General features: G+C 57.3%; 16 protein-coding genes and 5 pseudogenes. 10 read left to right on the plus strand and 11 right to left on the minus strand.

Annotation, left to right across the window (positions count from 1 at the left end; translation table 11 throughout):
• Positions 1-7: 7 nt before the first annotated feature.
• From AC1DJO_RS25515 to AC1DJO_RS25525, 3 genes and pseudogenes are all read right to left on the minus strand, one after another.
• Positions 8-295: pseudogene (locus AC1DJO_RS25515) on the minus strand (hypothetical protein); the annotation flags it as partial.
• Between the two features lie 20 nt (positions 296-315).
• Positions 316-393 carry a DUF1403 family protein gene (locus AC1DJO_RS25520; RefSeq protein WP_477973563.1) on the minus strand — a complete coding sequence of 26 codons (78 nt, stop codon included), beginning with the start codon at positions 391-393 and terminating at the stop codon, positions 316-318.
• A 74-nt stretch (positions 394-467) separates the two neighbouring features.
• Positions 468-757, minus strand: a pseudogene (locus AC1DJO_RS25525) (DUF1403 family protein); the annotation flags it as partial.
• A 1,247-nt stretch (positions 758-2,004) separates the two neighbouring features.
• Between AC1DJO_RS25525 and AC1DJO_RS25530 the strand changes: the two are divergent.
• The 5 genes from AC1DJO_RS25530 (at position 2,005) to AC1DJO_RS25550 (ending at position 4,598) form a co-directional block, all read left to right on the plus strand.
• Entirely contained in the window at positions 2,005-2,358 is a 354-nt protein-coding gene (locus AC1DJO_RS25530) for a hypothetical protein (protein ID WP_148194294.1), read from the plus strand.
• A gap of 18 nt (positions 2,359-2,376) precedes the next feature.
• The gene (locus tag AC1DJO_RS25535) at positions 2,377-2,799 is read left to right on the plus strand and encodes a hypothetical protein (RefSeq protein WP_477973550.1); all 423 of its coding nucleotides are present in this window, start codon (positions 2,377-2,379) and stop codon (positions 2,797-2,799) included.
• 411 nt (positions 2,800-3,210) lie between these two features.
• Entirely contained in the window at positions 3,211-3,405 is a 195-nt protein-coding gene (locus AC1DJO_RS25540) for a ribosome modulation factor (protein ID WP_477831467.1), read from the plus strand.
• A gap of 119 nt (positions 3,406-3,524) precedes the next feature.
• Positions 3,525-3,668, plus strand: a complete 144-nt coding sequence (locus tag AC1DJO_RS25545; RefSeq protein ID WP_162698809.1) for a hypothetical protein — start codon at positions 3,525-3,527, stop codon at positions 3,666-3,668.
• 600 nt (positions 3,669-4,268) lie between these two features.
• Positions 4,269-4,598, plus strand: coding sequence for a hypothetical protein (locus AC1DJO_RS25550; RefSeq protein WP_112445641.1), 330 nt, complete (start codon positions 4,269-4,271; stop codon positions 4,596-4,598).
• Positions 4,599-5,915: 1,317 nt separating this feature from the next.
• Here the strand turns inward: AC1DJO_RS25550 and AC1DJO_RS25555 are convergent.
• Positions 5,916-6,173 carry a hypothetical protein gene (locus tag AC1DJO_RS25555; RefSeq protein ID WP_477973569.1) on the minus strand — a complete coding sequence of 86 codons (258 nt, stop codon included), beginning with the start codon at positions 6,171-6,173 and terminating at the stop codon, positions 5,916-5,918.
• Between AC1DJO_RS25555 and AC1DJO_RS25560 the strand changes: the two genes are divergently transcribed.
• The gene (locus AC1DJO_RS25560) at positions 6,133-6,489 is read left to right on the plus strand and encodes an N-acetyltransferase family protein (RefSeq protein WP_477973565.1); all 357 of its coding nucleotides are present in this window, start codon (positions 6,133-6,135) and stop codon (positions 6,487-6,489) included. The genes AC1DJO_RS25555 and AC1DJO_RS25560 overlap by 41 nt on opposite strands.
• A gap of 238 nt (positions 6,490-6,727) precedes the next feature.
• Here the strand turns inward: AC1DJO_RS25560 and AC1DJO_RS25565 are convergent, their stop codons facing one another.
• The 3 genes and pseudogenes from AC1DJO_RS25565 to AC1DJO_RS25575 form a co-directional block, all read right to left on the minus strand.
• A complete protein-coding gene (locus AC1DJO_RS25565; RefSeq protein WP_112389481.1) occupies positions 6,728-7,021 on the minus strand; it encodes a type II toxin-antitoxin system RelE/ParE family toxin in 294 nt (97 codons plus the stop codon).
• Positions 7,018-7,260, minus strand: coding sequence for a type II toxin-antitoxin system ParD family antitoxin (locus AC1DJO_RS25570; RefSeq protein WP_112389482.1), 243 nt, complete (start codon positions 7,258-7,260; stop codon positions 7,018-7,020). Before AC1DJO_RS25570 ends, AC1DJO_RS25565 begins: the two co-directional genes overlap by 4 nt.
• Positions 7,261-7,680: 420 nt before the next feature.
• Positions 7,681-8,278 (minus strand): annotated as a pseudogene (locus AC1DJO_RS25575) (ribonuclease activity regulator RraA); the annotation flags it as partial.
• Between the two features lie 150 nt (positions 8,279-8,428).
• On the opposite strand from AC1DJO_RS25575, the pseudogene AC1DJO_RS25580 reads away from it, so the two are divergent.
• Positions 8,429-8,821 (plus strand): annotated as a pseudogene (locus tag AC1DJO_RS25580) (HD domain-containing protein); the annotation flags it as partial.
• 57 nt (positions 8,822-8,878) lie between these two features.
• On the opposite strand, the pseudogene AC1DJO_RS25585 reads toward AC1DJO_RS25580, so the two are convergent.
• Positions 8,879-9,760: pseudogene (locus AC1DJO_RS25585) on the minus strand (GlxA family transcriptional regulator); the annotation flags it as partial.
• Between the two features lie 183 nt (positions 9,761-9,943).
• Complete coding sequence (locus tag AC1DJO_RS25590; RefSeq protein WP_112389484.1) at positions 9,944-10,798, minus strand: alpha/beta fold hydrolase; 855 nt, start codon at positions 10,796-10,798, stop codon at positions 9,944-9,946.
• A gap of 126 nt (positions 10,799-10,924) precedes the next feature.
• On the opposite strand from AC1DJO_RS25590, the gene AC1DJO_RS25595 reads away from it, so the two are divergent.
• Both AC1DJO_RS25595 and AC1DJO_RS25600 read left to right on the plus strand, forming a co-directional pair.
• Complete coding sequence (locus AC1DJO_RS25595; RefSeq protein ID WP_477973552.1) at positions 10,925-11,065, plus strand: LysR family transcriptional regulator; 141 nt, start codon at positions 10,925-10,927, stop codon at positions 11,063-11,065.
• Positions 11,044-11,808, plus strand: a complete 765-nt coding sequence (locus AC1DJO_RS25600) for a LysR substrate-binding domain-containing protein (protein ID WP_477973554.1) — start codon at positions 11,044-11,046, stop codon at positions 11,806-11,808. The genes AC1DJO_RS25595 and AC1DJO_RS25600 overlap by 22 nt, the downstream gene beginning before the upstream one ends.
• Before the next feature lie 127 nt (positions 11,809-11,935).
• Here the strand turns inward: AC1DJO_RS25600 and AC1DJO_RS25605 are convergent, their stop codons facing one another.
• A complete protein-coding gene (locus tag AC1DJO_RS25605; RefSeq protein WP_112445654.1) occupies positions 11,936-13,039 on the minus strand; it encodes an aldo/keto reductase in 1,104 nt (367 codons plus the stop codon).
• Positions 13,040-13,136: 97 nt separating this feature from the next.
• Between AC1DJO_RS25605 and AC1DJO_RS25610 the strand changes: the two genes are divergently transcribed.
• Complete coding sequence (locus AC1DJO_RS25610; RefSeq protein WP_112445656.1) at positions 13,137-14,027, plus strand: LysR family transcriptional regulator; 891 nt, start codon at positions 13,137-13,139, stop codon at positions 14,025-14,027.
• 304 nt (positions 14,028-14,331) lie between these two features.
• Here AC1DJO_RS25610 and AC1DJO_RS25615 read toward each other — a convergent pair.
• A partial coding sequence (locus tag AC1DJO_RS25615) for a GNAT family N-acetyltransferase (protein ID WP_477973557.1) occupies positions 14,332-14,730 on the minus strand: 399 nt, incomplete at its 5' end.

Raw genomic sequence — 14,730 nt, forward strand, 5'->3', positions numbered from 1 at the left:
GAATGCCTCACGGAGGTCTCGTCCGTGAGGACAAAACAGATGGTCCGAATTCTAGGCTCCAATCTCCTTCAGTTGGTCGCAGCACCGAGAAATCGACGCTCGCATCTTCTTCACCATCGAAGAATTCCTCGGCCGCGACGGAAATGTCGTCGCCATAGGGGATGGTTCTGCTCAGCAATCCATCGTCTTCGAGTGCCTCGATATCAGGAAGATCACGCAAGGTATCGAAGCCAAAGGCTGATAGAAAATGCTTCGTCGTTGCAAAAGTGTATGGCGCTCCTGGAGCCGGACTGCGTGTGCTGACTTCCGCCATTGTTACAACCCAACCATCCGGAAGGAGGTGCGGCCGGAAAGCTCCCGCACCGCCTCGAAACTTTCGAGACGCTCGAACAGCTGTGTGGCCCCAGGTGCGCCAGAACGGCCTCGGCCAGCCCAAGCGCCAGCACCTCGGTATCCGGGCGAACGGCAGAGATCGCCGTAATAAGGTCCGCCACCGCGAAGGGTATTGCTCGCCCGGACTGAATGGCAGAATCGACGATATCGGGAACTGAGGCAAGTCCGTCGTCCGACCGAGCCCAGAAAGGTCGGCGGTATCTTTGACGAATGAGGTGGTGACCGGTCCGGATCGGCGCGTCAACATTCGTGTCGCCCGAAACAGCTTTCCAGCCGGTCCGGAATCGTCGCCGGCGACGGTTAGCAGGACGGCGTCCCGGCTAGCGCGCGCCTTCCTCTTGATTGCGGCCGAGCATCTTGGCACCTACAGTGGCCGGTAAGGGCAAGCCGATCGTGCCAGCAGCCAAGCCATCGAGGGTCGGCGCGATGCCGTAAGAAATGCAATCGAACTCCCTAGAGCTACGGTCAAGCCGAAGGTCTGATCAACCGCCTCAAGTACTGAAGCGAGCAGTGTACGGTCGCGCCGGCCCGGAACTGATGAGGGCGAGAATGATGCCGCTGAATCACAGAAATTGAGGAAGAACCCAGTTAAGTGCGAAACGACAGCACGTTCATCGCTCGCACTCTCACTTCCCCACCTTGCCCCCGGCCGCACGCTGGGGCTTTTCTTTTCCCGTCACGCTCGTGTCACGTGGCTAACATCATCAGTTTTGATTAATTCCCGCCCGGTGATGCGTCTTGGCGCCACCTTGTTGCTTGAAGGCTCGCCTGCGTATGGCGAGCCCTTCTCAAACGCGACGTGCCCTGGCATCCCTGCTGCGCAAGACTTCTCGTTCGCGCCGGGCTCTTGAACACCGCTTTTGGCGTTGAGGGCTTGGGAGGGAATCCTGGAAGATTAATTCCCTTGATCCTATCGGCTTTTTGACGCCGCATTTCTCATTGACGAAACCGCGGCTGCAACACCGGAGATTTCATGAGGCCCAATTCCCTCGGCAGCCTACGACCTGTCCGCGCGAAGACACTAGCGCGGAACCGGTATGCGGCCTTCCGAGTTACGCTACCGATGTCAATTTCCCGGACATCATACTCCACAGCACCCCCTTGCCCCGCTCTGAGCCGGGTTTTTCTTTGGCAACGGCATCAGACCAAAGTCCTAGGCATGGAACCGCGTTCAGTGGCCGGCGTTTTGAGCGCGTTATCACCTGTTTGGAGTAACTCGAATGAAAGCTATTATCATCGCAGGCATGATCGGCCTGGCTTCTATATTCTCATCGGCCACTCCCAGTCTCGCGGATAGCGTAACAGTGACGGTCGGAGACAGTCATCATGGCCGGTCATGGGATCGCCATCATGACCGCCGGGATTGGCGCCACGGCCGACACTACTATCGTCATGGCCCGCGATGCCGCGTCAAGACCGTTCGGTACCGGCACCATCACCGCTGGGTCTACTCCAAGAAGCGTATCTGCCGCTGGTAATGCTCACGAGCGGCGCCATCCGCACTCGGAGGCGCCGCTAGCCTCTTCATGTCGATACTGGAAAAATACATTCAAAAATTGCAATCTAATCGCGGTATGAGCTAGGTTCCCCGTCGATACGTTGGAGGCCACCTTGCCTGATCAATCTGATGAAAGCCGCCACTTGATGAAAACACTGATTTTCACATTGGGTGTCATCACTGAAAGCAATGAACGAGAAAAGCAGCAAATAGCCGACGCCTACTCGGAGGCTCGTTCTCTGGCCGCCTCGATCCCCTGGGCTGACGGATCTGCGAGACCAAGAATCACTGCCTGTCTTGAGCGCTTCAACGAGTGCAAGGAAGCGGAAAGCGTCGAAGCCGCCGCATGGCTCTTAACTGCCACGCAGGAGCGTGTTGCCGAGAAGGATCTGCCGGATTGGGAGACGCTTAAAATCGTTGCCGACAAGGCTGCAGGAATGTTGCCTCGACCTCGTAGAATGCATTGATCGCCCACAAGCTATGGCTTGTCCGCCCGCCCTTGTCTTCGTGTCGGACAGCTCTCGTTCAAGCCGCTGCTGGTCCGTCTTCAGATCCATGATGACGTCCTTGGCGCCGCACACGCTGCCCTGCGATTCCTTCATGTCGCTGAGCTGTCGCTGTTGGTCGAGGAACCGCTGATCATATGCCGCGAAGACGTGATCGAGTTCTGCTCGTGGCACCTGGGCGTCTCGGAGGTCGTTGAAAGCGCCGTGCGTTCGCTGCCTGTCTTCCACACCGCGCTGGGTCCGCTACTGCATCTCGTCCTTGCTGACCATCTTATCGACCAGTGTTGCAATAGCCGTCGAGGTGCTAGCGGTTTGAACCTTCGCGTCTTCCCGGATCTGCGTAAGGTTGTCCTTAATTGGCTGCAGCGCAAGATACCCCAGGCCTGCAAGGATGGATCGTGATCGTCACCGAGCTGAAGCCGATGATGATAGGCCACTGGGTCTTCGAGCCGCCGCGGACCTCGTTGGAGAGCGTTTTGGTCGCGGCGTTGAGCCGCTGGAAGCCCGTGTTCATGTTTGAGCGAAGATCGGGGAGATCCTTGCCCTTGTTCTCGACGCGCTCCGATAGGCGAGCCCAGGAGCCATAGGATCGAAACCGTTTCCGTTGTTGCTCATTTCCAGACTGCCTGCCATCCCTGCCCTTGCCTTTTCGATGCCATGCTATGCTCGATTGCCAATCCTTAAGAAAAGCCGCCCGGGTGAGCGGCTTGGAGTGTTCGGTTGACCACAATTTATGAACGGCCGTGGAGTAAGGCATTGAAATTCGGCCACCCGGAATTACTTGGAAATACCGTTGGTAATGAGGGTGCCAAAATGTGCTTACTGAGAGAAGTTGAAGAGGCCGAGCAACAGGGGCGTGACCTTGCAAGGTCTGGGGGTCTTGCGTCTTCAAACCCATACGCCGACCGCCTAGATCTGCACTCCGCTTGGCTGAGAGGATACCGTTCGGCGTGGGCAACCGTGATAGTCCCAGCCCTTCCAGATGGCGACAAAACAGAGAAACGATAACGTTGCGGGGGGCGCAGAAGGAGACCATCCGGGGCAAAAATTGGCTCCCGCTCGTTAAGCTTCGATCAAGATATATTAGACGACACTCATTCGCGTTGGAGGACGCGCCGGAGGAGCAAATGACCAAGCCACTTCTTGTTGATCATCTTACCGTTTGCGCCAAGCTTGCCCGGTCTGACGGGAACCCATTGATCGAATATTTGATACGCATGGCCCTTCTGGAAGCCAAACCAAAAGGGACGAGAGAGCAGAGCGGGAATTGATACACCCGCAACGCCGCCACTTTCGGCGCGAAGGCCCGGTAGCAGCGTTACCGGGCCTTTTCCGTTAGTGGACGCGGTTCCGACGTGCCCACTTGTGATGCCACGCTGTGCCTCAATCGCAGCAAGAGAACCCTTACGGTTGACAGCCGTGAGGGTTATTCGTTGATGGAAGGGAAAAAGCCGCCTCACGCGAATGAGGCTCAGGAAAGCCTTAGGAACGTGAGGCGGCTCGATACGATGGCAGTGACACTCATCGTATTTGTAAATTTGGCGAGGTCATCAACGCGGCTTTGGAGAGCGGACAATGACCTCTAAACAGATGTCACCAACTGTCTAGATGAAGGGTAGCGGATAAAACTCCAGATGCAAATGGTCTTGGCCGAGCTTTTATCCAAAGCTTGACGGAACGCGCTCATGCCAAGCGCGTTCCGCATGGCGTTAAAGCCGAAGGAAGGAAGGCTTACGCCGCTCAACAACATCGAGATGAGTCGAGAGTTCCGTCAACCTTTAGTGATCCAGTCGGCCGGAACATCAAGGTTCAGCACTTGTTCTCTCCCCGTGTTGCCATCCGGTGACAATTCCTGAAGGAGGAAACATTAAATGAAAATGAAACTCGTAGCCGCATCGCTTCTCGCTCTCGGCATGGCAACTTCGATGTCGTATGCTCAGTCCAACCCGGTTCCGAACAATATGGCGACCGACAAGAACGCCAATGAAGATGCCGGCGGCGGCGCCAATGGCGACGTGGACAGCACTGGCACCAAGACGATGAAGCCGATGTCCACCGATGGTACGATGACCAACAGCACGACCAAGACCAACTCAACCGACTGCAAGGACGGCTCCAATACCAAGGGCGCTCTCCAGACCCAGGCGGGCAAGAGCGACGCTACTCCGCAGGGCGTGGCTTGCGGCGAGAATAACCAGTAAAATTTCGCTTTATCGAGAACGAGGCCGGCACGTCCGGCCTTTTTCTTTGCGCGGAATTTATAACCGTGCGCCGTCCTGACCCATAGGTGAGACCTGTATAATGCGACGGTGGAAAATCACATTCAAGGGCGTCGGTCAAACGGGGGCAGTTTGAGCCGTGAACGTTGACCATCAGCCCAAGCAGTCGCATAGGCCTCGAATTTGAAGCTTTGGCTGGTCACGACCCCACCGTCAAGCACGTAGACTGCCCAACCGTCGCCCAACTTCACCACTTTTACAGAATCTTCCACGTCGCTCCCCGCGCAAGGCAGATGGCGATGATAGACCGGTTCAACAGGAGGAAAAAGCCCATTTGTTTGCTTCATTGTTTTCAGATGAGGGTGGGAGGCTTTAACGCCTGCTTCGCCGACTATCGGGAACTCCCATGCGCTCTACATTCGGAAGGGGTCCACACACCCACCGCACAGATTCCGGCCGCGGTATCGTCGATCGCTTTCTGATCTTTCAGCGTGGCGCCCTTTGCTCCGGTGAGCGAGGTCCCGACGATAGCCCTAGTCGTGGATGACAGGCTTTTCTTCGATGCAGTCACACTTTGCTTGAGACCGGTAACTTCTCCGGGGTCAGGCGGCGCGCAAGAGGGGTGGCTTGGGTTTGAAGATCGAAGGCACGTTCGGTTCTGGCTGTCGAAACCGGTGCCCTCAAGCGATCGCGAAGTTCGCCGTTCAGCGCGGCCGTCCGAACTTGCATGAGCACGTGCGCGCCGTGAAGCGACCATCGCATTGCAGTAGAGATGCGAACGGGGACTTCAAGGAACCGAGGCAACGGGGAAGCGCGCCATCCCTCGACCCAGCGATGCCCCTGCTAGTCCGCCGCCGATGATGATCAGATCGCATGCCGTGCTGCCCATTGATCGCTCAGCCAATATGTCGCATCGTAATAGTATCATCCACTCGGCAGGGGTCTAGGTAGTGCTTTCAATCACTTGTTCTCAGCGCGTTGAGCAAGAACATGTCGACGCTTTTGAGCCACGACCGACAACGATCCCCGACTTTGGCCGGTCGTTCAAACGATGCTAGCGTCGGAGCAACATGGAGGCGCACATGGCGGGATATTTCGGAACCGACATTCAACAGCGGCTGCAAGCTCAGGCCGAGGAAAGTGCGGAGTTCATCGCCCACACTCCTGGAGCGTGCCAGGCAGGACGTACCATGGGGTGTGACGATCCCAAGCAATTTGGATGGGATAGAATTGGCGAAATCGTCGAGCGAGACGGAGTTTGTGGCTTCAGACTAGTGGACACCGCCGATGTGCCTGAGATCAGTTCCGAACTCTTTCACGCGGCTGCAGGTTCGACACCTGGGAGGTATTTCTTGCCGAACGCGATGCGGCGTTGCTCGCGTCCTGCAAGATCGCGAGCGAGCCGCTACCGAGCGGTCTTTCCCTGTGGACGATCACGGACGATCCGGAGAACCAGCAAATCAAGGACACGCAGGCCATGATGGCGAGCGCCGGACTTGTCCCCTTTTCCGGATCGATGTTAACGGGAAAGATTGGCCGTACGGTGACGATCATCATCGGCGACGAGGCCGGAGTTGTGGCTACCGCACACGGTTACATGCCCCACAACGCTTTCAGTCCCTACAGAGGATATGCATGGGGCGGTTTGGTTGCAGTAGCCGAAACTCATCGTGGGAGAGGCCTCGGCAAGTTAGTCAACGCCCTAATGATTGAGCGAGTGCTTAAGGAGCTAGGGGCAAGCCATATTTACGAATTGGTCTCGGCGAGTAACGTGCCTTCGAGACGAATGGTCGAGGCTTGCGGGTTAACGTTGGAGCTGACACTCACATGCGGAATCGCCACACCACAAGAAAGCGCGCGTTTCACGAAGTAGTGGGCGCCAAGTTACCAAGACTGTCATGACGGCTATTTGCGCACAGGCGACATGGCACTGCGATGGAGGCATGTCCGCTTTCTGATATTTAGGGGACGGCCGTTACGTCCGAAAGAGAGGCGCAAAACGGTCGTTACGCGCGAGCCACATATGGCTCAAGAAAATACCTTTTCGGCGTCTTCGCCTTGGACCAATTCGAACCTAAGGCACACAAAACCCCACAGCTCCATCCGTGGCGCTACATTGAAATACTTGCCCAATCTTCATGCCCGTGGCGAATTCGTACTACGAAAATTTTCTCATCTTCTTCAACCCGATAGACGATGAGATGTGCTTTGAAGGGATGAATTCTGACGGGCGGTTCGATCTCATTCCGTTCGCGTGCGATGCGTGGGTTAGCAGCTATCAGATCAAATAATACGAAAAGTTCATCGTGGTAGCGTTTTGCTTGATCTACTCCGAACATACGGGCACCCTGCTCGGCGATCGCAATGATGTCTTCTTCCGCCTCGACAGAAAGCTTAAAACTCATGACTCGCTGGCACGAGCCATCGCCTCAGCGAAGAGTTCATCCTTTGATCGAATGCCAACGCCACTTTGGAGCCCGGCCTCGACGAAACTTTGCATGGCGGCAATCTTGTCGTTTCGTGTCTGGTCGCGTCTGATCAGGTCGCGTACGTAGTCGCTAGCGTTCGAATATCGCCCAGTTCTGGCCTGCGCCTCCACCCAATCCTTCATCGGGTCTGGAAGAGATACGTTCATTGTCGCCATCGGAAACCTCCACTTGAAGGGATCATATTCGATTTTGGCAAAGTTTGTCAAATATCCCACATCTGTGTGTGTCAGAACCGTCCCCCATTCTTTCTTGAGCTCCCTGCTTCGATACCTCCGAGATCGACGCCCGCGAGCCGCACCAACTTCTCTATGGAATCGCCACTCGCGAGCAAATATGAGACGACAGCAGTCGGATAGACGTTTTCACCACATGCAACATATCGAGTGGCTAGAACCTGCCCTCGACGTGACGCCAGTTTCGGCGTCGGTAGTTCACCAAACTTGCGTCGACACAGCGAAGTAAAAGAAGGGCGGTGACGGCTACACCGATTAGCAGGATTTCCATTCTGCGAGTTTCCTGATGTTTTCAGAAGCGCCAGAGCCGAGCGCGGACCCAGGCGTCTCTACGACCGTTTATCAGGCGTTGTTCGCCTTCCACTCTTCGTAGCGCGCCTTGTTTTCGGCGTTGGCAGGGTACAGGCCGGACAGCGCTGCGCCATTGTTGACTTCTTGCATGATCCAGCCCTCCAGGCGCTCCTGCTCCGTGGCGGCTTCGAGAATTCATCAATCATGGCTTCCGGGATGACAACAGCACCATCGTTGTCGATGATGATGACGTCGTTAGAGAATACGGCAACACCACCGCAGCCCACGGGCTGGTCCCAATCGACGAATGTCAAGCCGGCGACGGACGGAGCGGCCGCGCCAGAGCACCACACCGGCAGGTTTGTCCCCAGCACTCCGTCAAGATCGCGCACCACGCCATCCGTGACTAGCGCGGCGACGTTCCTTTTCGCCATACGCGCGCAGAGAATGTCGCCGAAATGCCGGCATCCTTGATGCCCATCGCGTCGACGACCGCAATGCAACCGTCGGGCATGGCTTCGATGGCCGCGCGCGTGGACTTGGGAGAGGACCAGGATTCCGGTGTCGCCAGGTCTTTGCGTGCAGGAACAAACCGAAGCGTGAAGGCACGACCGACGATGCGGCCCCGGCCAGGCTTGATCGGGGAAGCGCAATGGCAGATTTCCGCCCCTTGTTGGCAGGATCTGGCCCCTGAAGCGAATTGATCGAATACTGCAAACAGGAGGAAGATGAGACCTGCGGCGAGATCGACCGCATCGGCGCAGGTGTGCCGCTTACCTTTAAATCATGAGGTTTTCCAATGACTAACGAAACGAAGGTCGTCGCTGGCATCAAGGTCCCTGATAGCGCGATGGCGAAAGCGGCAGCAGAGCTGGTCCGTGACACCGAGACGGATCTTCTCTTCCATCACTCCAGCCGCGTCTTCCTGTTTGGCGCCCTGACAGGAGAACGCAAGCAGCTCAACTACGATGCCGAGCTTCTTTACATCGGCGCCATGTTCCATGACATGGGCATCATGGATCGGTATGCCAGCGACACGGAACGTTTCGAAGTTGACGGTGCCAATGCCGCGCGCGACTTTCTTTCGGCCTATGACATCTCGGAACGCGACGTCGACGACGTTTGGGACTCGATCGCCTTGCACACGACCCCTGGGATTCCACAGCATAAGCGCCCGACGGTCGCGCTGATCCCGATACTGTGTCGGTAGGATTCCGAGACGTTTCACAAACACCTCCCGCATGCGCTTGGGATTGCCGAATCCGCATTCGTGCGCAATCAGCTTCAGAGGCTTGCTGGTTCCCTCCAACATAGCGCGCGCCGCATCGATGCGCGCACTTTCAACGAACTGGGCCGGTGTGGAGCCGGTGCTTGCGCCGAACGCCCTGGCAAAGTTGCGTTCGCTCATCCCACATGCGGCTGCGAGGTCGGCAACAGACAGGTTCCGACCGAGGTGTTCCATCACATAAGTGGTCACCCCGGAAATTGGCGATCCGGCGTCCAAGGAGAATTCGATGTATGGGCTGAACTGCGACTGCCCTCCCAATCTCTGAGCAACAACGACGAGCCGCTTGGCAACGGCCAGAGAGATGGCCGGTCCGTGGTCCTCGCGAACCAAGGCCAACCCCAGATCGATCCCCGCAGTCACCCCGGCCGACGTCACCAAAGGACCGTCCCGCAGATAAATCCGGTCATAGTCAACATCCGCACCTGGATATCGGGTAGCCAGTTGCCTGGCATTCTGCCAGTGCGTCGTGACTTTTCGGCCATCAAGAAGCCCAGCCCCGCCCAGCAAGAACGCACCTGTACACACAGAGCCGTAAACATCGCTGAGCAGTGCGAGGCGCTGAATGCAATCGACAATTTCAGACGGGGCCTCAGAGGTGGGCAAGGATGGGCCACCAGGGACGAGAAACAGATCGAGGGGACTGTCTGCCTGCTCATAGTCGAGATTCGAGGCTAAGATCATACCATTCGACGCCGTAACATGTCGATGCGACGGGCCTATCGTCATGATCTTGTAGCGCTGATCAGGCTCGATAAAAGCATTGGCTTCGGCAAAGACATCCAGCGGTCCGGAAACATCCAGGGACTGGACCCCTTCAAAAATCAGCATGCCGATTGTTTTCATCGCAGCGTCCGTTTCAACAAGCCGTCCAGAGTTCAATAGAACATATGTAACCAGCGCCAAACCTTTGATTTCTTGCCGAACCGTATTTCAAGAACCTACGAGTCTTCCTCGCTTTGATACGCATTGCGATTTATTTTCTGGTCCACGGTGAAACGCAGCTCTAGTTCATGATCTCGAAGAGGCCTACGCAACCACTCGCAAGGTGGCCTTTGAGCCACTGCCAGCCAGCGACCGAACGAAGGACAGGATGCGCGGCGTCACCTGTTCGGCCATTTCCGTGTGGGGATAATGTCCGGCACCTTCGACGATCATGGTCTCAGCATTGAGTTTTCTGGCCAGCGTATGGGCTTCGGCGGCGGCATCTTTGAAATCGGGGTCCTTGGTACCCATGACGATCAGGGCCGGCACTTTGGTCTTCTCTAGGATCGCCGCGGTATCTGCCTTGGAAAGATTGATCATCGCGCGGAGGGCGTCCATCCGTGCCGGCTCCCGCAGGTTTCTCGTGATCGCCGCCTTGACCTCAATATGGTCCGCAGGCTTTTTAGTCGGAAACAAGCTGTCCCAATACATGGTCCAGAACCCGACGCGCCAAGGTCCGGCAAAACCAATGCCCAAGGCCAGCTTCTGGACGAAAGACACTTCGAGATCGCGAACGATCGGCCCAAGGAGTACGACGCCGTTTACCTGTTCGGGTGCATCCTGTGCCGCCCATAAGGCAGAGCCTGCGGCAAAGGAATTGCCTAAGATGGTGGCTGAACCGGCGCCAAGCTTCTTCAGCACTGCGACGGCGTCACGACCGACGGCACGCGCTGAGTAATCGCTCCACTTCGCCGTGGTCTCCCCGTAGCCGCGGGCATCCATGGTGATGACGCGGTAGCCGGCTTGCTGCATCATTGGGTTCAGGTAGCGATATTCCGAGCGCAGATCGCCCATGCCGGGGATCGCCAGAATAATCGAACCGTTGCCCCCAGTATCTTCAAATGCGACGCGGCCGCCTTCTGTCTCGATGAACTGTGTCTGTGTGAAAAGAGTGCTCATGGTGGTTGGCCTTGTTCCTCGGTTGGCCGGCCTGTCGGCGGCCGCGATCTCTTGTTGACGCTTTCAAGCTAGCCGTATTATTTTTGGTCCGAAATTGCCCATTTTTGGCATGGGATCGATCCAAAAATGAATAGCCTTGACTGGACCCTGGTTCGCTCCTTCCTTGCTGTCGTCGAATGCGGCTCCCTTTCGAAGGCGGCAAAAAGTATCGCGGCAACCCAGCCTACCCTGAGCCGACATGTTCGTTGGAGGCCGAACTCGGCATAAGCCTGTTCACCCGCTCCGTGCAGGGCCTCGATCCGACAGCGGCGGCTCTTGGCCTCATCGAAGATGCACGCGCCATGGGAGCGGCGGCCGAGGCGTTAAACCTCAAGGCTCAAGGGCGTTCACAGCAATTGTCTGGCACGGTGCGGGTGACGGCATCGGTGATCGTCGGAAATCTAATACTGCCCGCGCTGCTCGCGACTCTGCGGCAAGCGGAACCCAATATCCAGATCGAGATCGTTACGTCGGACGCGAACCAGAACCTGCTTCGCCGCGACGCCGACATCGCGATCCGCATGGCCGAGCCGACACAGAACGCGTTGATTGCTCGCAAACTCGGCGACACACCCATGGGCCTTTTTGGCGCAAAGGGCTATTTCGATCGCCGTGGCCGCGTAACTTCGGTGGCCGACCTCCAAAGCCACGACCTCATCGGCCTTGATCGCAGCGATGTGTTGATCCGGGGTTTGGCGGCATATGAGGTGAAGTTGGCACGCGATGACTTCGTGCTGCGGTCCGATGATCAGATGGTGGGCTGGCACTTACTACTCGCAGGTGGCGGAATTGGTATCGCGCAGGTTTTGCTGGCAAGCCGGCACAGTGAGCTCGAGCAAGTAGATGTAGGCCTGCAATTCCGGCCGTTGCCTGTGTGGCTGGTGATGAGCGAAGAGGTGCGCAGCAGTGCGCGCGTGCGGCGTGTCGCCGATTTCCTGTCGGATGCGTTGATCGATGTGCTGCGGGGTTGAAACTGCGGCATTCGTGCCACGAGGTTTCAGAATACAGTCATCCTCACGCAAAACGCCTATGAATCCTGTCGATAAGCTCGCCTCAGGGAACTTCAATCGGACAAGTCCCTGAGGCGATCCACGTGGCTCAAACTGCTTGCCAACTTCGGACCTGATACCCACCAAAAAGGCTCTTGCTCGGCAGATTGAAGATAAAATACGGATTAAGGAGCGGAAGCGCGGTTGCCTGTTCGAGCCGCAGCAAGTGCGCATCGTCCAGGATTACGTCGAGGGACGCAACGTTCTGAGAGAGTTGGTCGACCCGGCTCGCACCGATTAGTACAGAAGAGACACCGGGGCGTTGCACCACCCAGGCCAAGGCTACTTCCGCCGGTGAACGGCCGATTTCCGACGCTACTGCCTTGAGGACATCGACGACATCGAAATTGTGCTCGGTGAACAGCATGCCGCCGAAAGGATTGTCCCCATTGAGGCGCCCATCGCTTTCGCCTTCGGTCACAGATCCAGCCTTGTCGGGCAGACCTGTCGCACGGCCCGCATCACTGATCTTGTCGCGACCGTATTTTCCCGTCAGCAGACCAGCCGCTAGCGGGCTCCATGGCACCATCCCCAAACCAAATTCTGCTCCAGCCGGAATGAGATCCAACTCGATGCCACGGTCTATCAGCGAATAAGCATATTGCAGGCCGATCGGCCTGGGCAGGCCATGCGCTTCGGCGAGTGTCGCGACCTTTGCTACGTACCAGGCGGGCGTATTCGAAAAGCCGTAATGCAGGATTTTTCCGGCCCTGACGGCATCGGTCAGGGTATGCAGAACCTCTTCCGCAGGCGTTGTGCGGTCCCAGACATGCATCCAGTACATGTCGATGTAATCTGTTTTCAGCCGCTTCAGGGAACCCTCTATGCCCATGCGAATGTTCTTGGCACCGTTACCACCCCATAACGGTGTGCCCTGCCCGCGCGGAAAGCCGGATTTTGTCGCGATCACTAGCCGATTACGCGTAGCGCTGTCGGCCATAAAAGCTCCGAGCATTTCCTCGCTGCGGCCGGCGGAATAGACATCCGCGGTATCGATGAAATTGCCGCCGGCATCGACATAAGCGTCGAAAAGACCGCGCGAGGTTTTGTCACCCGCCCCCCAGCGCTCTGCCCCGAAGGTCATTGTGCCGAGTGCCAGCGGGCTGACGATCAGGCCGGATTTGCCGAGCGTGCGGTAACTGGTGAGGTCCATGGATATTCTCCGTCATTGTGATGCGCAGGATGTAGCGCCAAGCCTTCCCAAGGATAAGTCGTTGATTGCGGCATGAACTTGTGAACAACGTGCATCAATGGTACGAAACGAACTCAATGACCTGATGGCCTTCGCCGCAGTGGCGCGAGAGCGCAGCTTTACCCGTGCCTCCGCCATTCTCGGGATGTCGCCCTCTGCGCTCAGCCATGCGATGCGCGGCCTGGAAGAGAGGTTAGGCGTTCGGCTTTTGGCACGTACAACGCGCAGCGTGGCGCCGACCGAGGCAGGCGAACGTCTGCTACAATCGCTGACCCCAGCCCTTGCCGACATCGAGAATGGGTTAGAAGCATTGGCGGAGTGGCGCGACAACCCGTCCGGCACGGTCAGGATCACCACGTTTGCCTATGCTGCTCGAATGGTTCTTCTGCCGAAACTGCCGGCCTTCCTGCTCGCCAATCCGGATGTGCGGGTCGAGGTAAACATCGAAGACGGATTGACGGATATCGTCGCAGCCGGTTTCGATGCCGGTATTCGACTGGGAGAAGCCGTCGCCAAGGACATGGTCGCGGTGAAGGTCGGACCTGATTTGAGGACGGTGGTGGTCGGCACGCCTTCCTATTTCGACCGCTACCCTCCTCCACTGACACCCTATGACCTCGAACGCCACGCCTGCATCGGCTACCGGCTGACGACATCGGCCGGATTGTTGCCCTGGGAGTTCGAGAAAGATGGCAAGGAGATCAAGATCCGTACCAGCGGCCCTTTGGTGGCCAATGATGTTGATCTGCCGGCGGCTGCCGTTCGTGCCGGGGTCGGGCTGGGATATATCATGGAGCATGACGTGGCGGACGAGATCGCGGCAGGGACCCTTATGCAGGTGCTGACGGACTGGAGCCCTTCCTACCCAGGGTTTTATCTCTATCACACAAGCCGAAGACAAACGCCGCCCGCGCTCAGAGCGCTGATTGATGCTCTCACGACAGCCTGAAATGCGCACCTACGCCTTGAAAAGACTCGAACCGCCGACCACATCGATTACCGACAGGATCGCGCCGAATTTCCGTGTAACTGCAGCTACTTGTTCTCGCGAACAGCTGATATGTGCCGATCGCAGACCGGCGGCGTCGACAAGTTTGCGCGTGGATGGGATCACACCAGCGACCATGCTCCAGTCTGGATCGAATTGGACGACGCATAGTATATCTCAAGGAGAGATCGATGCGGTCACTTCCAGGCGCACCACCCTGAGCGATGTCCGATGGCGAAACATAGAAGTGACGGTATCCTGGGGATTAAAGAAGACCTTTAGCCCGCAAATCGGCCGCGAAGGTGATGAGCGGCATCACGAGAGTTAGGGGCTTGTCCTTCAGTGGCTCGGCTCCAAAGGAGGCGTACCAATTGGCGGCGCGCTCGCCTTTGGCATCGATGATCAATAGAAGTCCCCCGCCCTCTCCTGCAAGTCGGAGGCAGCGGAGCGCTGCGGCGGCTAGGAGTTGGCCTCCCAGTCCCTGCCCGGCGACCGCGCGGTCGGTAGCCAGTCGTGCAAGCTTGAAGCCCGGCACGTCATGGCGGGCAAGACCGCGTGTCATTGCATCAGGCACAGTTGCACGCTCGACTGCCGAAGGCGCGATTGTATAGAACCCAAGAATGCGGTCGGATGCTGTATCATCGATAGCACAGAAGGTCTTCGA

The sequence above is a fragment of the Rhizobium sp. 05N430 genome (assembly GCF_056396985.1).